Raw genomic sequence first — 22652 nt, 5'->3', positions numbered from 1 at the left:
TAGAGATAGTCTTTCCCCGTTCAAACGAAAAATCACGAACGGGTGAGACGGGGCGTCTGAAAGCAACGCCGCAACACATCGTCGTGAGCCGCGCGATCGACCACTGCCGGCAAAGCAAAAACCGCCGGAGATTTCTCTCCGGCGGTCGCTATCGGTGCAGTCAGTTATCGATCAGGCTGCGAGGTCGCGCAGGACCGTCTGCAGGATGCCGCCGTTGTTGAGGTAAATCACCTCGTCGAGCGTATCGACACGCGACAGCAGCGGTACGTTCTTAACGGTGCCGTCGCCGTAGGTGATCTTGGCGATCTTCTTCTCGCGCGGCTTGATGTCTTCCAGGCCTTCGATGGTGACGAGTTCGTCGCCCTTGAGGCCAAGCGTTGCCCAGGTCGTCCCCTCTTCGAAGACGAAGGGAATGATACCCATGCCGACCAGGTTCGAACGGTGAATACGCTCGAAGGACTGCGCGATCACCGCTTTGACGCCGAGAAGGTTGGTGCCCTTCGCAGCCCAGTCGCGGGAAGAACCGTTTCCGTACTCGACACCCGCGAAGATGACGAGCGGAACGCCTTCGGCCTTGTACTGCATGGCCGCGTCGTAGATCGATTCCTCCTCCTTGGACGGGTAATGGATGGTGTAGCCACCTTCCTTACCGTTCGGACCGAGCATGTGGTTGCGGATGCGGATGTTGGCGAATGTGCCGCGCATCATGACCTCATGGTTGCCGCGGCGCGTGCCGTACTGGTTGAAGTCAGCAACGCCGACATTATGCTCCAATAGGTATGCACCTGCAGGCGACGCCGCTTTGATCGAACCGGCCGGGGAAATGTGGTCGGTAGTGATCTTGTCGCCGAACAGGCCGAGCACGCGGGCACCCTTGATGTCTGAGATGCCCGATCCCGTCTTGCCCATGCCGACGAAGTACGGCGGATTCTGGACGTAGGTCGAATTGTCGTCCCAGGCATAGGTCTGGCCCGGAGGGATCTGAACTGCCTGCCAGTTCTCGTCGCCCTTGAACACGTCGGCGTACTTCGATTCGTAAAGTTCTCGGGTGACATACTTCAGGATGAATTCCTGAACTTCCTTCGAGGTCGGCCAGATATCCTTCAGGAACACCGGGTTGCCGTTCTGATCTTCGCCGATCGGCTCCTTGGTCAGGTCCTTCTGGACCGAACCGGCAAGCGCGTAGGCGACGACGAGCGGCGGGGAAGCCAGGTAGTTCGCCTGAACGTCCGGAGAGATACGGCCTTCGAAGTTGCGGTTACCGGAGAGAACGCCGGCAGCGATCAGGCCCTTGTCGTTGATCGTCTTCGAGATCGGCGCAGGCAACGGGCCGGAATTGCCGATGCAGGTGGTGCAGCCGAAGCCGACGAGATTGAAACCGAGCTTGTCGAGATCGGTCTGCAAGCCGGACTTGGCAAGATATTCGCCGACGACCTGCGATCCCGGTGCGAGCGAGGTCTTGACCCACGGCTTGGTCTTCAGGCCCTTGGCGACTGCGTTGCGGGCGAGCAGGCCGGCAGCGATCAGCACCGACGGGTTGGACGTGTTGGTGCAGGACGTGATGGCGGCAATCGCGACGTCGCCATGGCCGATGTCGTAGTCGGTGCCTTCGACCGCATAGCGGTTGGAAAGCTGACCCGGCTTCTTGTATTCGGTGTCCAGCGAGGTTGCGAAGCCGGAGGCGATGTTTTCCAGCGAGATGCGGCCTTCCGGACGCTTCGGGCCGGCCATCGACGGGACGACGTCGCCAAGGTCGAGTTCCAGCGTATCGGTGAACACCAGTTCCGAGCCGTCGCCTTCGCGCCACATGCCTTGGGCCTTGGAATAGGCTTCGACGAGGGCGATCCGGTCGTGGGTACGGCCGGACATGGTCAGGTAGTTGATGGTTTCGCCATCGACCGGGAAAAAGCCACAGGTTGCGCCATACTCCGGACCCATGTTGCCGATCGTCGCGCGGTCGGCGAGCGGCATGTTGTCCATGCCGGGGCCGAAGAATTCGACGAACTTCGAGACCACGCCCTTCTTGCGCAGCATCTGGACGACGGTGAGGACGAGGTCGGTCGCCGTGACGCCTTCCTTGAGCTTGCCTGTGAGCTTGAATCCGATGACCTCAGGCAGCAGCATGGAGACCGGCTGGCCGAGCATCGCGGCTTCCGCTTCGATACCGCCGACGCCCCAGCCGAGAACGCCAAGGCCGTTGATCATCGTCGTATGCGAATCGGTGCCGACGCAGGTGTCGGGATAGGCGATCGTCTCGCCGTCTTCTTCCTTCGTCCAGACAGTCTGGCCGAGGTATTCGAGATTGACCTGATGACAGATGCCGGTGCCGGGAGGAACGACGCGGAAATTCTTGAATGCCTGCTGGCCCCACTTCAGGAATCGGTAGCGCTCTCCATTGCGCTGGTATTCCAGCTCGACGTTCTTGGCGAATGCCTGCGGCGTGCCGAACTCGTCGACGATGACGGAGTGGTCGATGACGAGGTCGACGGGAACGAGCGGGTTGATCTTTTCCGGATCGCCGCCAAGCGACACCATCGCGTCACGCATTGCGGCCAGATCGACGACGGCGGGAACGCCGGTGAAATCCTGCATCAGCACGCGCGCCGGGCGATAGGCGATTTCGTTTTCGACAGCGCCCTTGTTTTCAAGCCATTCCGCAACAGCCAGGATATGATCCTTGGTGACCGACTGACCGTCTTCGAAGCGCAGCAGGTTCTCGAGCAGAACCTTCATCGAATAGGGAAGCTTCGAAACACCCGCAAGGCCATTCGCCTCAGCCTTTGGAAGGCTGTAATAGACGTAGTCCTTACCGTTCACAGTAAGCGTGGAACGACAATTGAAGCTGTCAAGAGATTTAGACACGAGAGACCCCGTTTCTGATAGCGAACACAGTCGTGCGGACGCCTATGCACTAATGCACATCAGGATGCGGGTACGGCCATTTCCGCTGTCCGCCCGTGGAGTAAATGCTCCATGTTCGGCGCAAGGATGAAATTCACGCCGACCGCTGGCGTGGTTGCGGGTCTTATAGATAATTTCTATGAAAGGTGCCAGAGAGGCTGTAGCCCATTTCTGACATTTTTTGCATTGCGATGACTGAAAACTTAAACGACGGATATGCCATGCATCTCGACGCCGCCAATCTCGCTGCACGCCGGGGCGAGGACCTTATTTTCGAGGACTTGTCGTTTCGTCTGGAATCCGGCGAAGCACTGGTTCTGACAGGGAAAAATGGATCGGGAAAGTCAACTTTGCTACGCGTCGTGGCCGGTCTTCTGCGCCCGGAAAGAGGCTTGGTGACGTTCACTGATTCGCAAGGCCGCACGGATGGCACCGTGAGCGAAGTCAGCCATTATTTCGGCCACCGCAACGCGATGAAGAGCGAGCTGACGGTCGACGAGAATTTGACCTTCTGGCGCGACTTCCTTGGCAACGGCAACGGCGGCTCTCGCGTCTCTGTCGAGGACGCAGCCGACGCGGTGGGCCTCGCCGGCATCGCCCATCTGCCATTCGGCTACCTCTCGGCCGGCCAGCAACGCCGCTTCGCCTTCGCCAAGCTGCTCGTCGCCTACCGTCCGGTCTGGATCCTGGACGAGCCGACGGCAGCGCTGGATGCAAGCGCCGACCGCCTGTTTGCCGATCTCATCGAGACACATCGCAAGCATGGCGGCATTGTGCTTGCAGCGACCCATCAGTCCTTGGGCCTGGAGGAGGCAAAGGAATTGCGGATGACGGGGTTTGCCGGGGTGGACGGCGGGGTGTGGGGATGATGAGGCGAATGCATCCCAGGTCGAAGAAGACCCCTCCCCAACCTCTTCCCCCAGGGGGGCGGGGCTTCCGCGCCGTAGCCGCACTGCGCAATCAAAACCTCTCAACACCCTCAGCGATCACTTTTCTGCAGCAATCAGTAGCCCGACTTAGCCCCTCCCCCCTGGGGGAAGGGGTTGGGGAGGGGTCTTCAAGCGCAGGCTTTGGGGAGGGTTCCTCCAGCATAGCCGGCAACCTGTCCGTCGAACACCCCGCTACCCAGGAGCCAGCAACCCGCCCATGACCGCACTCCTCCTGCGTGACCTCAAGCTTTCCATCCGCGCCGGCGGAGGCGCCCTCGTCGGCGTCCTGTTCTTCCTCACCGTCGTCGCCGTCATTCCCTTCGGCGTCGGGCCCGATCTCAAGCTGCTCTCGCGCATCGGCCCCGCCATCGTCTGGATCGGCGCGCTGCTGGCCGCCCTCCTCGGTCTTGATCGTCTCTTCCAGGCCGAGCGCGACGACGGATCGCTCGATTTGATGCTGATGCAGGAAACGCCGCTGGTCGTCACCGTGCTCGTGAAATGCCTGGCACACTGGGCCGCCACCAGCCTGCCTCTCGTCATCGCCTCTCCGCTCCTCGGGCTCTTCATGAACATGAGCGAAACGGCGATCGGCGCGACCATGCTGACGCTGCTGGTCGGCTCGCCCGCCATCACCTTTATCGGCGCCGTCGGCGCGGCCGTCGCAGTTGCACTTCCGCGCGGCGGCCTGCTGGTCTCGATCCTAGTCCTGCCGCTGACCATTCCAGTGCTGATTTTCGGTGTCAGCGCCACCTATGCCGCGGTAGAAGGATCGACGCCTTTTCTCCCGCCATTCCTGATCCTGATCGCGCTGAGCCTGTTCTTCGCCGTCATCGGACCCGCGGCGGCAGCGTTGGCACTGCGCAACACAGCGGATTGATGGAGCGCTCGATTGCGGCGGATCACAGATCGCGGTAAGGAAACGACATGAGCGAAACCAGCCTAGCCATCAGCAAGTTCAGCGACCTCGCCAACCCGACGCGGTTCCTGGCGCTGGCCGCACGCGCAATCCCCTGGATGGCCGGCGTTACGGTCCTCTGTTTCGCCGTGGGGCTGTATCTCAGCTTCACGACAGAGGGCGACTACCAGCAGGGCGAAACGGTCCGCATCATGTACATCCACGTGCCCGCCGCTTGGCTGGCGATGATGGGTTACACGATCATGAGCATTTCTGCGATCGGGACGCTGGTCTGGCGCCATCCGCTGGCCGACGTGTCGGCCAAGGCAGCTGCACCGCTCGGCGCCGCTTTTACCCTGATCGCCCTGGTCACCGGCTCGCTCTGGGGTAAGCCGATGTGGGGCACGTGGTGGGTCTGGGATGCACGGCTGACTTCCGTCTTCATTCTATTTCTGATGTATCTCGGCCTGATTGCGCTGAACCGCGCCATGGACGACCCGTCGAAAGCAGCCCGCGTCAGCGCCGTCCTCATCCTCGTCGGTTTCGTCAACATTCCGATCATCAAGTTCTCGGTCGAATGGTGGAATACGCTGCACCAATCCGCCAGCGTCCTGCGCCTCGATGGGCCTGCGATCGACCCGGAATTCCTGCGCCCGCTGCTGGTGATGGCGATTGCCTACACGGCCCTTTTCTTCACGCTGCACGTCATGGCCATGCGCAACGAAATCTGGCGTCGCCGCATCGCCGCCCAGCGCCGGATGGCTGCGCGTCTCGCGAGCCGCGAGGGATAACCGTGACACACGCTTTCTACGTCTATAGTTCCTACGTCTTCGCCGCCCTCGTCACCATCGGGGTGACGCTCTGGACATGGGCCGACGGCCGGGCCCGACGGAAGGAAATGGCAATGCTTGAGGCATCCGGCATCCGCCGCCGCTCGGCAAGCGCGAAGGACGGTCGATGAGCAGCACGGCACCTGAATCCGGCAGGCCGAAACGCGGCCTTGGGCGCTATGTCTTCGCCCTGATACCTCTCGTCGTCTTTGGCGGTATCGCCGCCACGGCTGCGAAGATGCTGTACGACCAGCAGGTCCACGGCAAGGATATCTCCGAAATCCCCTCCGCGCTGATCGGCACCAGGGCGCCGGCGCTGAACCTCCCCCCACTCGAGGGCGCCAATCTGCCAGCGCTGACGGACAGTGTCGTGAACGGCAAGCTGACACTCGTCAACGTCTTCGCCTCGTGGTGCATTCCCTGCCGCGACGAGCATCCGATCCTGAAGGAACTGGCCAAGGACAGTCGCCTCAACATCGTTGGGATCAACTACAAGGACAAGAACGACAACGCACTGCGCTTCCTTGGCGAACTCGGCAACCCCTACGCTGCGATCGGCATCGATCCCAAGGGCCAGGCGGCGATCGACTGGGGTGTCTATGGAATTCCCGAAAGCTATCTGGTCGGCCCGGATGGTACCATTCTCTACAAGCGCGTCGGGCCGTTCGATGACATCAGCCTGAAAGAGGGCCTGTTTCCGGCCATGGAAAAGGCGTTGGGCAAGCCTGTTTCGTAGGCGGCTGATTGGTCTCGAGCACCGTGCAGAGTGGCCCCCTCATCGCCGCGATAAGCTCGCACCCCAATACCCTAACCGCCACCCTGCCAGGTTTTCACGGCGTCCAACGGCCAGACCAGCATCAGCACATTCAGCGTCAGATTGTCGCGGATCATGTACCCGGTGAAGATTTCGAAGAAGATCGCGATCGCGACCGTCAGCGCAACAGGGGCCCTCGAGGCGAAGAAGAAGCCGAGGACCATGAACACCGTATCCATCGCCGAATTGAGGATGCTGTCGCCATAGTAGTCGAGCGATATCGTCGCGGTGCGGTAACGGTCGATGATCAGGGGCGAATTCTCCAGCAGTTCCCAGCCGGACTCAATGACCAGCGCCAACAGCAACCGCATGGCGATCGGTTTGCCGCGTAGGAGAAGGTGCGCAAGGCCATAGAAAATGAACCCATGGATGATGTGCGACGGCGTGTACCAATCGGACAGGTGCTGCGAATTCCCGCTGGAATTGACCGTGCCTTCCCACAGCTTGACATAGCCACAGGTGCAGATCGGGGTACGCCCCATCATGTATTCGGCAACGATCTGGATCAGCAGAACCGCCACACATGCGGCGAACCAGAAGGTTTGGTGCTTGGTTCTCTCTGCCGTCTCCAGTGTGGTCAATTCTCGGTCTCTCCCGCGGGCGTCACCGTATGCTTCATGATCAGCGGCATCTGCGCAAGCGTGAAGATGATGGTCACCGGCATTGTCCCCCAGACCTTGAATGCCACCCAGAAATCGTCGGAGAAATTGCGCCAAACGACCTCGTTGAGCACGGCGAGGAAGAGGAAGAAGATGCCCCAGCGGAGAGTAAGCTTGCGCCAGCCCTCCGCATCGAGCTGGAACGCCGCGTTGAAGACATATCCGAGCAGCGATTTGCCGAAGGCGAGGCCACCGAGCAGGGCGACGCCGAACAGCGCATTGACGATCGTCGGCTTCATCTTGATGAAGGTTTCGTTCTGCAGGTAGATCGACAGCGATCCGAAGATCAGCACGACGATGCCGGACACGAACGGCATGATCGGCAAATGGCCGAGCACGATCTTCGACACCAGCAGGGAAATGACCGTCGCCGCCATGAACAGCGCGGTTGCTACGAACAGCGGACCGCCGAGAGCCGTCAGCGCCGGAAACTTTTCGACCAGCCAGGGACCGCGCAGATTGGCAAAGAAGAAGATCATCAACGGGCCGAGCTCCAGCGCCAGCTTCAGCATCGGATGGTGCCGGTCGGCCGCCGTTGGGGTGGTATCGCTCTCGGTGGTCATTCTATCTCTCGTCCGTTCTTTGTCGCATCACGCTTGCCCGCGCTTGGCGGCATATCTGTGTCATCATTGGTTGAGACCGGCAATGGCATGGGCGAAATCCTCGGCCTCGAACGGCTCCAGGTCATCGACGCCCTCACCGACGCCGATGAAATAGACGGGCAGCTTGTGCTTGGCCGAGATGGCGACAAGGATGCCGCCGCGCGCCGTGCCGTCGAGCTTGGTCATGATCAATCCGTTGACGCCGGCGACGTTGCGGAAAATCTCGACCTGGTTCAGCGCATTCTGCCCGGTCGTGGCGTCGAGCGTCTGCAGCACCGTATGGGGCGCATCCGGATCGAGCTTGCCGAGCACGCGAACGATCTTTTCGAGCTCCGCCATCAGCTCCGCCTTGTTCTGCAGGCGCCCGGCGGTATCGATGATCAGCACGTCGCATTTCTTCGCCTTCGCCTGCTCGAAGGCGTCGTAGGCAAGGCCGGCCGCATCGGCGCCGAGCTTGGTACCGATGAATTCCGACTTTGTGCGATCGGCCCAGATCTTCAGCTGCTCGATGGCAGCGGCACGGAAGGTATCGCCGGCCGCAACCATCACCTTGAGACCGGCGCCCGAGAGCTTCGCCGCCAGCTTGCCGATGGTCGTGGTTTTGCCCGTTCCATTGACGCCGACGACCAGGATCACGTGCGGCTTGTGGCTGAGATCGAGCTGCAGCGGCTTTGCAACCGGCTTCAGGACCTTCGCGATTTCGCTCGCCATGATGCGGCTGACGTCTTCGCCCGTCACATCCTTGCCATAGCGTTCGGAAGCAAGCGTATCGGTGACGCGCATGGCCGTTTCGACGCCGAGATCGGCTTGGATCAGCAGATCCTCCAGATCCTGCAACGTCTCGTCATCCAGCTTGCGCTTGGTGAAGAGCGCCGAAATCTGACCGGTGAGCTGCGACGACGTGCGGGCAAGGCCGGCACGAAGACGCTGGAACCAGGAAAGCCTGGCTGCCGGCACGATGACGGCCGGTTCTGAAACGGCCGGTCCGGTTGCAAAACCCTTGGGCAGAGTGGGTTCGGACGAGGGCTCCGTGGTCTCGCCGCTGCGCTGACCTGACATTTCATCGGTCAGGTCCGAGGGTACAACTGCTTCTCCTGCACTATCGAGTGCGGCGCTGTCATCACCGGCATGGAAAGGGCTATCCCCTTCCGTTGCATCCTCGGCGACCTCAACTGATTGGCCGAGGTCGGGCTGCGGGTCCGTTCCTCCAACCGCGGGGACCGGCATGCCTGCAAGGGCATCCGCAGTGTCGATCGTCTCCGCCGCAGCCTCAGCCTCGAGCAGCGACAGCGGCACAAACCCCATATCGCCCGTGACGACGTCGGCAGGCAGGACTTCGGACACATCCTCTGCCTCTACATCCGCCTCCGGCACAAGCTCTACGGCTTCGGCAGCGTCCGCCGTCAGCGTCGATCCGTCGTCATCGACATCCCCGGCGGGTCCACCGGCCGTATCCATCTCTTCCGGCAACACCGGATCTGCCGAAGCCGGCAGGTCCTCGACCCGGGAATGCGGCTCCAGTTCAGGCGCGAGCGCTTGCGTGTCGACAGTGTCAGGTGCCTTCTCTTCGGCCGGTTTGTCGGGGCCGAAGGTGAAGACCTTTTTGATAAAACTGAACGCCATGGGGATTCCGTATACTCAGGCCGCGTCGGCGGCCGTCAATTGCATGTCGAGATGCTTGCCGTTGTGGCCGGTGATATCGACCGGCACCAGCGCGCGGGGGCTAAGGCCCGGCGCTGCAACAAGCGTGAAGTCTTCCGTATGCGCCAGTCCATTGTTTTCCACCAGCAGCCATTGCCGCGTTCCGACCATGCCGTCGAGATGGGACTGATGCAGCCGATGTCCAGTGGCACGCAATCTTGCGGCCCGCTCCTTGACGAGTGCCCGGTCGAGCTGCGGCATGCGGGCTGCCGGCGTACCGGGCCGCGGGCTGTAGGGAAAGACGTGCAGGCGCGCGATCCCGGCCTCTTCGGCCAGCCGCACAGCATTGCCGAACATCTCTTCCGTCTCGGTCGGAAAGCCAGCGATCATGTCCGCGCCGATACTGATATTTGGGCGCAACCGCCTGACCTCGTTGACAAAGGCAAGCGCATCGGCACTCGAATGCCGGCGCTTCATCCGCTTCAGTATCATGTCGTCACCATGCTGCAGCGACAGATGCAGGTGCGGCATGAACCGCGCCTCGTCGGCAATGAGGTCGAAAAGATGCCTGTCAGCCTCGATGCTGTCGATCGACGAAAGCCTCAGCCGCCTGATATCGGGGATCTGCTTCAGCAGCGTCTTGGCAAGCAAGCCGAGCGTCGGTTCACCCGGCAGGTCTGCGCCATAGCTGGTGGCGTCGACGCCCGTCAGGACGATTTCGCGGTAGCCGCTCTCGACCAGCCGGCGCGCCTGATCGACGACGGCGCCCATCGGCACCGAGCGCGAATTGCCGCGGCCATAGGGAATGACGCAGAAGGTGCAGCGATGATCGCAGCCGTTCTGTACCTGTATGAAGGCGCGCACGTGTCCGTCGATGTGCTTGACCATCTGCGGCGCCGTCTGGCGCACGCTCATGATATCGTTGACGCGCAGCTTCTCTTCGGCGGAAACGCCGAAATCCGGCAGCGCCCGGTAGGAAGCGCTTTTCAGCTTCTCCTCGTTGCCGAGCACGGCATCGACCTCGGCCATCTCGGCAAAGATCTCCTTCTCGGTCTGCGCGGCACAGCCGGTGACGATGATGCGGGCGTGCGGATTATCGCGCCGCGCCCGACGGATCGCCTGGCGTGCCTGCCGCACGGCCTCGCCCGTGACGGCGCAGGTATTCACCAGAATGGCATTGTTGAGCCCGGCCTTTTCGGCCTCCGCCCGCATCACCTCGGACTCGTAGGTGTTGAGACGACAGCCGAAGGTGATGACCTCGACGCCGCTCACCGCGCTTCCGCCCCCTGTGCTTCGTTGCGGGACCAGAGCCCGGTCGATGGATCGACGGTGCCGGACCACTCCCACTCTGCGGGGCCGGTCATGACGACGTGATCGTCGCTTTCGCGCCAGTCGATGATGAGCGACCCGCCCTGCGGGCTGCTGGCAACCTTGATCGCCACCTTGCGCCCGGTGCGCCCGGTGCGCGCTGCCGAAACCGCCGTTGCGCAGGCAGCCGACCCGCAGGCAAGCGTCAGCCCCGCGCCGCGCTCCCACGTGCGCGTGGTGACGGATGTCGGAGAAGTCACCTCGGCGAGCGTGATATTGGCGCGCTCGGGAAACATTGGATGGTTTTCAAGCAACGGCCCGAAGCGGGCGAGATCGAACGACATAACATCGCGGTTGACCCAGAAGATCGCATGCGGATTGCCCATCGACGCGACTGAGGGCGAATGCAGCACGGGATTGTCGATCGGCCCGATCTGCAGCTCGATTCGGCTTGTATCGAAAAATTCTTCGGCAAGCGGAATCTTGTCCCACTCGAACACCGGCTTGCCCATGTCGACCGAAATCGTCCCGTCCTCGAGTTCGACGGCATTGAGGATGCCGGCGACGGTCTGGAACGTGAAGGCCTTTTTGCCGGTTTCGGCAGCCAGCGCCTGCACCACGCAGCGTGTACCGTTGCCGCAGGCCTGCGCCTTGGTACCGTCGCAATTCAAGATATCGATCCAGGCATCGGTGCCCACAGCCTTCGGATCATGGATCGCCATGATCTGATCGAACTGCGTATCGGCGCTCGCATTCAGAGCAATTGCCGCCTGCGGCGTCACCTTGTCGGTACGACCGCGCATGTCGACGACCAGGATCTTGTTTCCAAGCCCATTCATCTTCGCGAATTCGACCGGTGCGCTCATCATCTCATGTCCATGTCTGTTTGCGCTGTATATGGCGGAAATGCGCGAGAATTACCAGTGGGTGCGGCAATGGCCAGACGGATGAGCGGCGGGCCTGGCGCGCTCTGCAGGGCATTCCGATCCCGGAGGCAACCGCTCGTCGCGGCCTGCCGCAGCACTGCAACAAGGATCTCGCAAGCTCGACCATCGCCCCCTGTATTCAAGAAACGTCGCAACTATCTAGCGCTTTGTCTCAGTTGCAGGCATTCTTTGCTTTCGGATGCGTGCTCTTGGCTATGGGAGGATTGCCGATGCGCTGCTTCACGGTACTTGGACCTTCGCAGACGGGGAAATCGACGCTCGTGGCAAAGCTGGCCGCGCTGGAAGGCACCCCGAGAAAATCTGTCTCTCCGTACGGATCGAGCCTCACGGAATTCGACTTCGGAGGCGAAACATGGTGCGCGCTGGATACGCCAGGCACGAACGAATCCCTGGCGCTTGCCCAGGATGCGCTCCTGGCAAGCGACGCCTGTATTCTCTGCGTCTCGCCCGCCCCTGACGAGGCCGTTTTGGCCGCACCTTACCTGCGGGCTGTCGAAGCCTCGGGAACACCCTGCATTCTGTTCGTCAATCGTATCGACGAGCCACAGGGACGCCTTCGCGATGTCATCGCCTCGCTACAGGCCTATTCAAGCCACCCGCTCATCCTCAGGCAGGTGCCGATCCGCGAGGGCGATACGATCGTCGGCAGCTGCGACCTGATTTCGGAGCGCGCCTGGCGTTACCGCGAGGGCCAGCCATCCGCACTCGTTGAACTTCCCGACAGCTCGGCGGAACGAGAGCACGAAGCGCGCGCCGAGTTGTTGGAACAGCTTTCCGAATTCGACGATTGGCTTCTGGAAGAACTCATCGAAGATCGTGAGCCCGCGAGCGACGCGCTCTTCGCCATCGCCTCGCGCACGCTGAAGGAAAACAGGATCATTCCCGTCCTCTTCGGCGCCGCCTCGCACAGCAACGGCATCAAGCGGCTGATGAAGGCACTGCGTCACGAGGCACCGCCGGTTGTGGCACTTCGTGGCCGCCTTGCCGTGGCCGGCAGCCTCGATGAAAGCGCATTGCTCGCCGTCAGCTTTCACGCACACCACCGCGCCAACATCGGCAAGACAGTGCTGGTGCGCGCGCTGGGCGATGGATTGAAGCAAGGCGCGACGCTCGGCGGCGCTGGGCTGGGAGCCATACAGGAAGCGGGCACCGGGCGCCCGCTGGCGGGAAGCATTCCGGCCGGCCAGGTCTTCGGCGCCATCAAATCGGACCATCTGCCGGTACCCGCCCTACTGACCACCGCAGCGGCAGCAGCACCGCCGGAATGGACCGAGCCGCCGACACCGATGCTGGAGCGCATCCTCGTGCCCGGCAGCGAACGCGACGAGACCAAGCTTTCGGCAACGCTCGCAAAGCTTGCCGAGACGGATCGCGGGCTGAAGGTGATGCAGGAGGAGGGAACGGGCGCACAGCTGATCTGCGCGCAAGGCCCCGTCCATCTTCGCGATCTTCGCAAGACGTTGTCGGATGTCTTCCGGGTGGAGGTAACAGACCGGTCGCCGAACCCGGTCTATCGTGAAACCATATCGAAACCCTCGAACATCCACTACCGCCATCGCAAGCAGACAGGCGGCGCCGGACAATTCGCGGACGTGCAGCTGAGCGTCCGCCCGAACGAGCGTGGCCAGGGGTTCACGTTTGGAGAGACGGTGAAGGGCGGCACAGTTCCCCGAAATTACATACCGGCGGTGGAGGCGGGAGCCCGCGAGGCGATGGAGAAAGGCCCGCTCGGCTTTCAGGTGATCGACGTCGAGGTGACACTCACCGACGGTCAATACCATTCCGTCGACAGTTCCGAGTTTGCTTTTCGCGCTGCCGCGAAGATGGGCGTCAAGCAGGCCTTGTCACAGGCGGCAGCCGTGCTGATGCAGCCGGTGGCACGGGTCGAGATCCATATCCCATCGGTCTTCTCCGGGGGCGTCGTAGCGATCGTATCCTCGTTGCGAGGACAAGTGCTGGGATTCGATCGCGATGAAAACGCCAAGGGATGGGATGTCTTTCGCGCGCTCGTACCCGGCGGGACACTCGAGGAACTGGCGCGAACCCTGCGCTCTGCCACGCAGGGGATCGGATATTTCTCCAAGACCTTCGACCATTTCGAGGAACTATACGGCAAGGAGGCCGAGGCCATCATCCACGCGCACGGTGCGGGAACACACCCGGGCTGACGAAGGGCGACATGTTACGCCACGGGCACATCGAATACCTCGCCGGCCCTCAGCGGACGGAATCGCCCCGGCGCGATGCCCTGCTCGCGGAGCGCTGCCTCAAGCGCAGCGACCGGTGCGTCGATCGCTTCGTCGGTCAGCTGGAATGTTGCAAAGTGATGCCCCGCCACGTGGGCTGCATTGCTCAAAAGCATCCCGGCAACCGCTTCCTCCGGGTTCTGGTGTTGGCCCTTCATGAACCAGCGAGGCTCGTAAGCTCCGAAAGGCAGGATCGCGAGGCGGAAACCGCCATGTTTCTCACGGGCAACCTTGTAGTTGGCGCCCTTGTGAAAGCCGGTGTCGCCAACGTGGTAGATCTTGCCCACCGGCGTCGAAAGGACAAAGGCTGCCCAAAGGGCCATGCGGCGGTCTCCCGCACCGCGCGCCGACCAGTGATGCACGGGCTCTGCATCAATCGTGATGCCCGCCGAAATAGTGGTACGTTCGCCCCAGTCCATGGCACTCATGCGTGCGTCCGGCAAAGCACGGCGAATAATCGTGTCGTTGCCGAGCGGCGTGATGATATGCGGACGATGCGTCGCGTGAAGCCGCTTGAGCGTTGCGACGTCGAGATGGTCGTAGTGATTGTGTGAAACCAGGACGAGATCGATCGGCGGCAGATCCTCGAAACGGATGCCCGGCGAGACGACGCGTTTCGGACCGGCCCGGCGGAAGGGACTGGCGCGCTCCGACCATAGAGGATCGGTCAATATATTAAGGCCGTCCACCTGGATCAGCATCGAGGCATGCCCAACCATGGTGACGCGCAACCCCTCGCCGAAAATGCGGGCTTCCGGCCTTGCCGTTGGAAACGGGCTGACGACCTGCTTCGGCCAGCGATTGCGACCACCTCCGAACTGCCATTTCAGGAGATCGCGAAATCCCAGCGGCTCGATGCCGCCGGGATTGAAGAAATAGGTACCGTCGAAGTGGTCCGAGACCGGACCTTGGTAGTAGGGATTTTTCGGTTTGGCACTTAGCATAAGGCAGTGGCCTCAAAATGGGCGGGAGCTGAATTTGGGTTGCATCGATCGGTTTTGAAAGGCCGCAAGGCGGTAATTCGACCGCTTCGCCTTGACTCTCAGGCAGATTTCCTGTTTACCGCCGATCAAATCTGCGACGAGCTTCAAGACTCGAGCCACCGACCGGGACCCTGACAGGTATAAAGAGTTCCCGGAGGTCCACACCCGACAGCGCGATGCGCCCTCGGGTGCTTTTTGGCTATGCGTCTTGTTTTCGTCACGGAAAAGCACGAGGTTTCCGCCATACCGGAAACTGTAAGGAAGAGCCGATGTTTGAAAACCTCCAGGACCGTCTTGGATCCATTCTGAATGGACTGACAGGCCGTGGCGCGCTTTCGGAAGCCGACGTTTCGGCAGCGCTGCGTGAGGTTCGCCGTGCCTTGCTGGAAGCCGACGTCGCGCTCGACGTCGTACGTGGCTTCACCGAGCGTGTGCGCGAAAAGGCCGTCGGCGCCGAAATCCTGAAGTCGATTAAGCCCGGCCAGATGGTCGTCAAGATTGTTCATGACGAGTTGATCGAGATGCTCGGCGGCGAAGGCGTCGGTGTCGATCTGCACGCCGCAGCGCCCGTCGTGATCATGATGGTCGGTCTGCAGGGCTCCGGCAAGACGACGACGACGGCAAAGATCGCGCACCGCCTGACGACGCGCGAGAAGAAAAAGGTGCTGATGGCATCGCTCGACACGCGCCGTCCGGCAGCGCAGGAGCAGCTTCGCCAGCTCGGCGCCCAGGCCAGCATCGACACCCTGCCGGTGATATCGGGCCAATCCCCCACGGATATCGCAGCCCGCGCGGTCCAGGCCGCCAAGCTCGGCGGCCATGACGTCGTTATCCTCGATACCGCCGGCCGCACACATATCGACGAGCCCTTGATGGCCGAGATGGCCGACATCAAGAAGAAGTCGAACCCGCATGAAATCCTGCTGGTCGCGGATTCGCTGACCGGGCAGGACGCCGTCAATCTCGCCCGCAGTTTCGACGAACGCGTCGGCATCACTGGCCTGGTCCTGACCCGCATGGACGGCGACGGCCGAGGCGGCGCAGCGCTTTCGATGCGCGCCGTCACCGGCAAGCCGATCAAGCTGATCGGTGTCGGCGAACGGATGGGCGAGCTGGAAGAATTCCATCCCCGCCGTATCGCCGACCGCATCCTCGGCATGGGCGACATCGTTTCGCTGGTCGAACGTGCCGCCGAAAATATCGACGCCGAAAAGGCGGCTGCCATGGCCGCCAAGATGGCCAAGGGCAAGTTCGACCTCAACGACCTCGCCGACCAGCTGCGTCAGATGCAGAAAATGGGCGGCATGGGCGGTATCATGAGCATGATGCCCGGCATGTCGGGCATGAAGGACAAGATGGCCTCTGCCGGCCTCAACGACAGCCTGTTCGGCCGCCAGATCGCTATCATCGGCTCTATGACAAAGGCTGAGCGTGCCAATCCCGACATGCTCAAGCATTCCCGCAAGAAGCGCATCGCCGCCGGCTCCGGCACCGACGCCTCCGACATCAACAAGCTTCTCAAAATGCACCGCCAGATGGCGGACATGATGAAGATGATGGGCGGCAAGGGCAAAGGCGGCATGATGAAGCAGATGATGGGCGGCCTTGCCGGCAAGATGGGCCTGGGTGGCCTTGGGGGCGGCATGCCCGACCTGTCGAACATCGACCCGAAGCAGCTCGAGGCGCTCCAGAAGCAGGCCGAAGCCGCCGGTCTCGGAAAGCCTGGCGGTATGCCGGGTCTCGGTGGCATGCCGGGTGGTATGCCCGGTCTCGGCGGCGCGAAGCTGCCGGGCCTCGGCGGTGGTTTCCCGGGCCTTCCCGGATTGCCCAAGAAGAAGTGAAGGGGTCGCGTAAACGATGAATGATCCTGAAATCAAAGCCCAGCTTGCGAGCTACCGCCAGTCGATCGACAACATCGACGCGGCACTCGTCCATATCCTGGCCGAACGATTCCGCTGCACCAAAGAGGTCGGCGTTCTCAAGGCCAAATACAAATTGCCGCCGGCCGATCCGGCGCGCGAGGAATACCAGATTGAACGCCTACGCCACCTGGCGAAGGATGCCAATCTGGACCCGGATTTCGCCGAGAAGTTCCTGAACTTCGTCATCAAGGAAGTCATCCGGCACCATGAGCAGATCGCAGCGGATCACGCCGGAAACGGCACCGCCGCAAAATGAACCATACCGCCAAACAAGGCGGTCCAGAAAAGTCCAAGGAGTATAGAAAATGGCACTGAAAATTCGTCTCGCCCGCGGTGGTTCCAAGAAGCGCCCGTACTACCACATCGTTCTCGCCGACGCCCGTTCGCCGCGCGACGGCCGCTTCCTCGAAAACCTCGGCTCGTGGAACCCGATGCTCGCCAAGGACAACGACGCCCGCGTCAAGCTGGACGGCGACCGCATCAAGCATTGGCTCGAACAGGGCGCACAGCCGACCGACCGCGTTCTGCGCTTCCTCAATGAGGCTGGCCTTGCAAAGCGCGAAGTCAAGAACAACCCGGAGAAGGCAAAGCCAGGCAAGCGCGCCCAGGAGCGTGCTGCTGAAAAGGCTCAGAAGGTTGCTGACGCTGCCGAAGCTGCTGCTTCCGCAGAATAATTCGGGTCGTTTCTGATCGAACGGGCGGCATGGCGACATGCCGCCCGTTTTCGTTTCCATTCCGTCCGACTTCGTTTATGAGAAAATCAGATTTCCGGCTTCACATGAAGGACGCCATGACAAAGCTTGAAAACCCTGTGCTGATGGCAACCATCGGCGGCGCGCAAGGCCTTCGTGGCGAAGTGCGCGCCAAGGCCTACACCGCCGACCCGACGGCCCTTGGCGACTACGGCCATTTGCACAGCCTCGACGGCCGCAGCTTCGAGATCCTCGAAATCCGCGAGGCGAAGACCGTCGTCGTCGTTCGCTTCCGCGGCATCAACGACCGCAATGCAGCCGAAGCCCTGAACGGGCTGGAGCTGTACGTCGAGCGCGACAACCTGCCGGACGAGGAACTGGAGGAGGACGAATTTTTCTATGCCGACCTCGAGGGGCTGGAAGCGCTGGACGATCAAGGCATCAGCTACGGCACGGTAACCGGCGTCTTCGACTTCGGCGCAGGCGACCTTCTCGAGCTCAAGGGTCCCGGCAAGCGCCCGGTGCTCATCCCCTTCTCCGAGGCGTCTGTTTTGGAGATCGATCTCGACGGCGGCAAGATCACCATCGATCCGCTGGCGGCCGGCCTCGTAGAGGATCCGGACGAAGAGCCGGGCATTGTGCCGGACAAGCCGAAAAAGAAGAAGTGAGACAGCCATGGGTTTCCGGGCGACCGTGCTGACACTCTACCCGGAAATGTTTCCGGGCCATCTCGGCGTCTCGCTCGCAGGCAAGGCGATGGAGCGTGGTCAATGGTCGCTGGACGCCGTTCAGATCCGCGATTTCGCCACCGACAAACACCGCACCGTCGATGATACGCCAGCCGGCGGGGGCGCCGGCATGGTTTTGAAGCCGGACGTCCTGGCCCGCGCCATCGACACCGTGTCCGGCAACGATACCCGTCCTCGCCTGTTGATGAGCCCTCGCGGAAGGCCGCTGACGCAGGAGCGCGTGCGCGAACTCGCCTCCGGCGAGGGAGTGATTGTTGTCTGCGGCCGGTTCGAAGGCGTCGACCAGCGCCTCATCGACGCCCGCGAACTGGAAGAGATTTCGATCGGAGACTATGTGCTGTCCGGTGGCGAGCCGGCGGCCCTGACCATGCTCGACGCCATCGTCCGCATCCTGCCCGGCGTCATGGGCAACGATCTCTCGGGTCTCCACGAAAGCTTCGAAGGTGGCCTGCTGGAGCATCCGCACTATACCCGGCCGCAGGAGTGGGAAGGCCGCGAAATCCCGGCGATCCTGACCTCCGGCAACCACGGCGCGATCGACAAATGGCGGCACGAGCAGGCGGTGCAACTGACCAGGCAGCGGCGGCCGGACCTGCTGAACAAGTAGCAGGAAGAAACCGCCAGGCCGATGCCGCCTCCCTGAAACGGGGACCTAGCATGCAAACTGCTATTTTGCGACCTTGTTTTCTATCACCAGGCTGGCCAGTATTTTCTCCAGTGTCGAACGCGTTGTCTTGAGATCATCCGGTCCGACAAGCTGAAGCCATTCCTCCTCAATGCGCTTGCCTGATGTCATGGCTAGCGGGCGGATTTTCGTTCCCCGGTCTGTGAGAACCACCAGGCGCGCGCGTTTGTCGGTCGGATGGGGGAGCCGCGCAACATAACCAAGCGTTTCAAGTTCCTCCACAGTCTGCGCCATCGACTGTTTGCGCACCCGAGCCTTTTCAGCCAGTTCAGATACCGGCACGCCCTCATCGGACACGTACGTGAACACACTCGCGTGATGCGGACGTATGTCGTCGAAGCCCGCCTCGGCCAGAGCTTCGTCGACCCCTGACGAAAACTGTTGGTGCGCCAGGCGCAAAAGGACACCGAGGGACGGGGTGTTTTTGAAAGGTGCCTCAGCCATATTGACAGGTGCCTGTCTAGATTGATAGATAGACAGGCACCTTACCACATAATCACACAGGGAATAAAGCCATGCCGGTCATATCTATTCTCGATTCCGAAATTCATTACCGCGACGCGGGTGTCGGCGTCCCCTTTGTATTCATTCACGGCAACCCTACCTCCTCCCATGTTTGGCGCAACATCATGCCGAATATCGGCGATCCCGCCCGCACCCTGGCTCCCGACCTCATCGGCATGGGAGAGTCCGGCAAACCGGCCATTCCGTATCGGTTTGCCGATCATGCTCGTTACCTCGACGCATGGTTTGACGCTCTCGAACTGGACGGCGTTGTGCTTGTCGGTCACGATTGGGGCGGCGCGCTGGCAATGGACTGGGCCGCCCGTCATCCCGACCGTATTCGCGGGATCGTACTGATGGAGACAATCCTGCGGCCGCTGGGATGGGATGATTTCCCGCCATCTCACCGTATCCGTTACGAAACTCTGCGCGCACCGGGCACCGGCGAGGCAAAGGTGCTGGACGAGAACTTCTTCATCAAGCAGGCATTGAAACTCACCGTGCGTTCGGGATTGAGCCCGGAGGATCACGATGTTTACCGCCAGCCTTATCCGACTCCGGAAAGCCGCAAACCGTTGCTGGCCTGGCCGAGAGAAATGCCGATTGAAGGCGCTCCGGAAGACACGATCAAGCGCATCGAAACCTATGACGAATGGATGGCGGCCACCCCAGCCATTCCCAAATTGCTTCTTACCTTCGATGGTGACGACGGTACGCTCATGATCGGCCCGAGACTGATCGATTGGGCGCTCCAGAACATGACAGCGCTCGAGATCGAGGGATGCGGGCCCGCCGCCCATGTCTGTCCCGAGGACCAGCCGCAGGCGATTGCCGGAGCGATACGATCATGGGCCGATCGCCACCTGCTCCGCTAGATGCAATTTCGGTCGCAAATGTCGACGCTACGCGACAGACGCTTGCGACCGAGCAGTCCACTCTCGCCTGGGCCGAAGCCGGACGTTTCCGATGTCAGGTGGCAGCACCGACGACGGATCGCCGCGCGCCAATGCGCAACAGATAGTAGACCCCGCCGCCAATACCCACGCCGAAGAACCAACCGTAGGTGCCCCACCAGTCAGGCAGGAACGACGTGAACGTCGGAAGGATGGAGGAGAAAAGCGAGCCGATAGCGAATGCAATGAAGGCATTCACATGCCAGCCACCCTGGAAACGGAACTCGCCGTTTTCCTGATAAAGCGCCGCGACGTTCAACTCGCCCTTCCGGATCAGATAGTAGTCGACCATCATCACCCCAAATATCGGCCCCATGGTCGAGCCGATGAAGTTGACGAAGTGCGCAGCCCCGGTCTCCCATGGCGCGAACGGATAGAGCACCAGCGCGATCAGAGCCGCAATATAGCCGCCGCGCTTGAAACTGATCTGCCGCGGGAATACGTTCGAGAAGTCGAAGGCCGGCGAGACGAAATTCGCCACCACGTTGATACCGAGCGTTGCGACGGCAAAGGTAAGTGCGGCCAGCAGCGCCAGGAACCAGCTGTCGAACTTCGCAGAGATCGCTTCGGGATGCAGCAACACCTCGCCATAGACCGTGAACGCCGCTGTCGTCGTGACGCCAGCCACGAGGCAGAAAGCGATCAGATTGATCGGCAGGCCCCACAGATTTCCCTTGCGCAGCGTCTTGACGTCCTTGGCGTAGCGCGAGAAGTCGCAGAAGTTCAGGTAGAGCGCTGCAAAGTAAGTGATCCAGGTCGCGGCAACAGCGGCAAGCGCCGGAAACGAACCCGGCTCGCCCGGAATGCCCGCGTCCTTCGTCTTCTCGAGCAGCACCTCGCGCGGGATCTCGCTGCCGAAGAAGGAGAAGGTCCCCGCCTTGATCACGAGATAAACGGCGAGCACAAGCATCATGATCCAGACGGCAGGACCGGCCAGATCCTGAAACTTGCGCACGGTCTCCATGCCGCGCTGGATGATCAGCAGCTGCAGCGACCAGACGACCACGTAGCAGATGACCTCGAGCGTTGAATGCCCGAGGAGATGATTGTTCTGATGGAAGGCGAGAAGGCTCTCGTTGCGGATCAGAAGCGCGACGATCGCACCGGATGCCGCGGCCGTTTGTGCACCATACCAGAAGCAGGCGACGACGGCACGCACGAGCGCGGGCGCATTGGCGCCGAACGTCCCGAACGAAGCCCGCGCAAGCACCGGGAACGGAACGCCGGTCTTGACGCCGGCATTGCCGACGAGGCTCATCAGGAAAAAGATCACCAGCGACCCGATGCCGATGGCAAGCACGAAATTGATGAAACTGCCGCAGAGCAGGAAGAGGCTCGCGGCGAGATAGTAACCCCACAGGCTGTGGACGTCGGACGTCCAAACATTGAAGATGCTGAACGCACCCCACTTCCTCTCCTTGGCGGGCGCCAAGTCCTCGTTATGCAACGAGGGCGATGGATTGCTGATTGTCATGATTCCCCTCTCGATCTCCCGGGACCACAAAATGGCCACAATCCAGTCTGCTGCTATGTTGTGCATTTGACAAATATTTAATCAAATAATGCACAGCCTTGATGGCGCGTCGGCGTTGTGGCGACATCAGTTCGTCGACTTCGAGCGATGAAATTTCAGCGGTAAGGGGTGACAAAGCCCGCGCAATAGGGTATGCGCACGCCCGGAATGGGAAATTTCCCATCAACCAAGCAAAGAAAGACAGACGAATTCGCTCCTGCCCTTACCGGCAAGTATCTGCGGCTTGACCAACGATGTTTCGATATGAGCGCTCTGGCTGTTGAACCAACAAAGAGGTTGAGTCATGAACATCATTCAGCAGCTTGAGGCCGAACAGGTCGCCAAGATCGAAGCCAAGCGCACGCTTCCGGAATTTTCCCCGGGCGACACCGTCCGTGTCAACGTGAAGGTCACGGAAGGCACCCGTACCCGCGTTCAGGCCTATGAAGGCGTCTGCATCGCTCGCTCCGGCGGCGGCCTGCAGGAAAACTTCACGGTCCGCAAGATTTCCTATGGCGAAGGCGTTGAGCGCGTATTCCCGGTTTACTCGCCGATGATCGAGAGCGTCGACGTCGTTCGCCGCGGTAAGGTCCGTCGCGCGAAGCTTTACTACCTGCGCGACCGTCGCGGTAAGTCAGCTCGTATCGTCGAAGACACCGGCGTTCGCGCCCGCAAGCTCAACGACGCCGAGCGCGCCGCTATCGCCGAGGAAAAGGCACGCCTGGAAGCCGAAAAGGTTGCAGCAGCTCAGGCGCTCGCAGCCGAAAAGGCAGCACAGGAAGCCGCAGAAGCCAAGGCAGCTGCAGAAGCAGCAGCCGCTGCCGCTGCGGAACCGGCAGCAGAATAAGTTCTGCGCTGACGCAAAATTCTTGCACGAAA

At 61.4% G+C, this 22652-nt stretch carries 22 protein-coding genes; 13 read left to right on the top strand and 9 right to left on the bottom strand.

Annotation, left to right across the window (positions count from 1 at the left end; genetic code table 11):
- Nucleotides 1-171: 171 nt before the first annotated feature.
- A complete protein-coding gene (gene acnA, locus ASC97_RS21795; protein WP_057470411.1) occupies nucleotides 172-2862 on the bottom strand; it encodes an aconitate hydratase AcnA in 2691 nt (896 codons plus the stop codon).
- A 260-nt stretch (nucleotides 2863-3122) separates the two neighbouring features.
- Here acnA and ccmA point away from each other — a divergent pair, with 260 nt between their 5' ends.
- From ccmA to ASC97_RS21770, 5 genes are all read left to right on the top strand, one after another.
- Nucleotides 3123-3770: a heme ABC exporter ATP-binding protein CcmA gene (ccmA, locus tag ASC97_RS21790; RefSeq protein WP_057470410.1), complete on the top strand. Its 648-nt coding sequence runs from the start codon at nucleotides 3123-3125 to the stop codon at nucleotides 3768-3770.
- A 277-nt stretch (nucleotides 3771-4047) separates the two neighbouring features.
- Nucleotides 4048-4707 carry a heme exporter protein CcmB gene (ccmB, locus tag ASC97_RS21785; RefSeq protein ID WP_057470409.1) on the top strand — a complete coding sequence of 220 codons (660 nt, stop codon included), beginning with the start codon at nucleotides 4048-4050 and terminating at the stop codon, nucleotides 4705-4707.
- 47 nt (nucleotides 4708-4754) lie between these two features.
- The gene (locus ASC97_RS21780) at nucleotides 4755-5516 is read left to right on the top strand and encodes a heme ABC transporter permease (RefSeq protein WP_057470408.1); all 762 of its coding nucleotides are present in this window, start codon (nucleotides 4755-4757) and stop codon (nucleotides 5514-5516) included.
- A gap of 2 nt (nucleotides 5517-5518) precedes the next feature.
- Nucleotides 5519-5686, top strand: coding sequence for a heme exporter protein CcmD (ccmD, locus tag ASC97_RS21775; RefSeq protein ID WP_057470407.1), 168 nt, complete (start codon nucleotides 5519-5521; stop codon nucleotides 5684-5686).
- Complete coding sequence (locus ASC97_RS21770) at nucleotides 5683-6291, top strand: DsbE family thiol:disulfide interchange protein (protein WP_057470406.1); 609 nt, start codon at nucleotides 5683-5685, stop codon at nucleotides 6289-6291. The genes ccmD and ASC97_RS21770 overlap by 4 nt, the downstream gene beginning before the upstream one ends.
- A gap of 71 nt (nucleotides 6292-6362) precedes the next feature.
- On the opposite strand, the gene ASC97_RS21765 is transcribed toward ASC97_RS21770, so the two are convergent.
- From ASC97_RS21765 to dapF, 5 genes are all read right to left on the bottom strand, one after another.
- Nucleotides 6363-6950 (bottom strand): DUF2585 domain-containing protein, encoded by a 588-nt coding sequence (locus tag ASC97_RS21765; protein ID WP_057470405.1) that lies wholly within the window; start codon nucleotides 6948-6950, stop codon nucleotides 6363-6365.
- Complete coding sequence (locus ASC97_RS21760; RefSeq protein WP_057470404.1) at nucleotides 6947-7591, bottom strand: septation protein A; 645 nt, start codon at nucleotides 7589-7591, stop codon at nucleotides 6947-6949. The genes ASC97_RS21765 and ASC97_RS21760 overlap by 4 nt, the downstream gene beginning before the upstream one ends.
- 63 nt (nucleotides 7592-7654) lie before the next feature.
- Entirely contained in the window at nucleotides 7655-9253 is a 1599-nt protein-coding gene (ftsY, locus tag ASC97_RS21755) for a signal recognition particle-docking protein FtsY (RefSeq protein WP_057470403.1), read from the bottom strand.
- 15 nt (nucleotides 9254-9268) lie between these two features.
- On the bottom strand, nucleotides 9269-10543 hold the full coding sequence (mtaB, locus tag ASC97_RS21750) for a tRNA (N(6)-L-threonylcarbamoyladenosine(37)-C(2))-methylthiotransferase MtaB (RefSeq protein WP_057470402.1): 1275 nt from the start codon (nucleotides 10541-10543) through the stop codon (nucleotides 9269-9271).
- Entirely contained in the window at nucleotides 10540-11445 is a 906-nt protein-coding gene (dapF, locus tag ASC97_RS21745) for a diaminopimelate epimerase (protein ID WP_057470500.1), read from the bottom strand. The genes mtaB and dapF overlap by 4 nt, the downstream gene beginning before the upstream one ends.
- 290 nt (nucleotides 11446-11735) lie before the next feature.
- Here dapF and ASC97_RS21740 point away from each other — a divergent pair, with 290 nt between their 5' ends.
- Complete coding sequence (locus ASC97_RS21740; RefSeq protein WP_057470401.1) at nucleotides 11736-13694, top strand: elongation factor G; 1959 nt, start codon at nucleotides 11736-11738, stop codon at nucleotides 13692-13694.
- Nucleotides 13695-13708: 14 nt separating this feature from the next.
- Here ASC97_RS21740 and ASC97_RS21735 read toward each other — a convergent pair whose 3' ends face one another.
- Nucleotides 13709-14716 carry an MBL fold metallo-hydrolase gene (locus ASC97_RS21735; RefSeq protein WP_057470400.1) on the bottom strand — a complete coding sequence of 336 codons (1008 nt, stop codon included), beginning with the start codon at nucleotides 14714-14716 and terminating at the stop codon, nucleotides 13709-13711.
- A 308-nt stretch (nucleotides 14717-15024) separates the two neighbouring features.
- On the opposite strand from ASC97_RS21735, the gene ffh reads away from it, so the two are divergent.
- From ffh to trmD, 5 genes are all read left to right on the top strand, one after another.
- A complete protein-coding gene (gene ffh / locus ASC97_RS21730; RefSeq protein ID WP_057470399.1) occupies nucleotides 15025-16596 on the top strand; it encodes a signal recognition particle protein in 1572 nt (523 codons plus the stop codon).
- 16 nt (nucleotides 16597-16612) lie between these two features.
- Nucleotides 16613-16933 (top strand): chorismate mutase, encoded by a 321-nt coding sequence (locus ASC97_RS21725; protein ID WP_057470398.1) that lies wholly within the window; start codon nucleotides 16613-16615, stop codon nucleotides 16931-16933.
- Nucleotides 16934-16982: 49 nt separating this feature from the next.
- On the top strand, nucleotides 16983-17351 hold the full coding sequence (gene rpsP / locus ASC97_RS21720) for a 30S ribosomal protein S16 (protein WP_057470397.1): 369 nt from the start codon (nucleotides 16983-16985) through the stop codon (nucleotides 17349-17351).
- A 116-nt stretch (nucleotides 17352-17467) separates the two neighbouring features.
- On the top strand, nucleotides 17468-18037 hold the full coding sequence (gene rimM / locus ASC97_RS21715; protein WP_057470499.1) for a ribosome maturation factor RimM: 570 nt from the start codon (nucleotides 17468-17470) through the stop codon (nucleotides 18035-18037).
- Between the two features lie 7 nt (nucleotides 18038-18044).
- On the top strand, nucleotides 18045-18725 hold the full coding sequence (gene trmD, locus ASC97_RS21710; protein ID WP_057470396.1) for a tRNA (guanosine(37)-N1)-methyltransferase TrmD: 681 nt from the start codon (nucleotides 18045-18047) through the stop codon (nucleotides 18723-18725).
- A 60-nt stretch (nucleotides 18726-18785) separates the two neighbouring features.
- Here the strand turns inward: trmD and ASC97_RS21705 are convergent, their stop codons facing one another.
- Nucleotides 18786-19247, bottom strand: coding sequence for a MarR family winged helix-turn-helix transcriptional regulator (locus ASC97_RS21705; protein WP_082530094.1), 462 nt, complete (start codon nucleotides 19245-19247; stop codon nucleotides 18786-18788).
- 71 nt (nucleotides 19248-19318) lie between these two features.
- Between ASC97_RS21705 and ASC97_RS21700 the strand changes: the two genes are divergently transcribed.
- The gene (locus tag ASC97_RS21700) at nucleotides 19319-20182 is read left to right on the top strand and encodes a haloalkane dehalogenase (RefSeq protein ID WP_057470394.1); all 864 of its coding nucleotides are present in this window, start codon (nucleotides 19319-19321) and stop codon (nucleotides 20180-20182) included.
- A 94-nt stretch (nucleotides 20183-20276) separates the two neighbouring features.
- Here the strand turns inward: ASC97_RS21700 and ASC97_RS21695 are convergent, their stop codons facing one another.
- Complete coding sequence (locus ASC97_RS21695; RefSeq protein WP_057470393.1) at nucleotides 20277-21734, bottom strand: NCS1 family nucleobase:cation symporter-1; 1458 nt, start codon at nucleotides 21732-21734, stop codon at nucleotides 20277-20279.
- A gap of 343 nt (nucleotides 21735-22077) precedes the next feature.
- Between ASC97_RS21695 and rplS the strand changes: the two genes are divergently transcribed.
- The gene (gene rplS / locus ASC97_RS21690; protein WP_037059104.1) at nucleotides 22078-22620 is read left to right on the top strand and encodes a 50S ribosomal protein L19; all 543 of its coding nucleotides are present in this window, start codon (nucleotides 22078-22080) and stop codon (nucleotides 22618-22620) included.
- Nucleotides 22621-22652 lie beyond the last annotated feature (32 nt).

Source organism: Rhizobium sp. Root1203, from assembly GCF_001424945.1.
Taxonomy (GTDB): domain Bacteria; phylum Pseudomonadota; class Alphaproteobacteria; order Rhizobiales; family Rhizobiaceae; genus Rhizobium.
The sequence above is the reverse complement of the archived record's forward strand: the minus strand, read 5'-3'. Positions and strand labels throughout refer to the sequence as shown.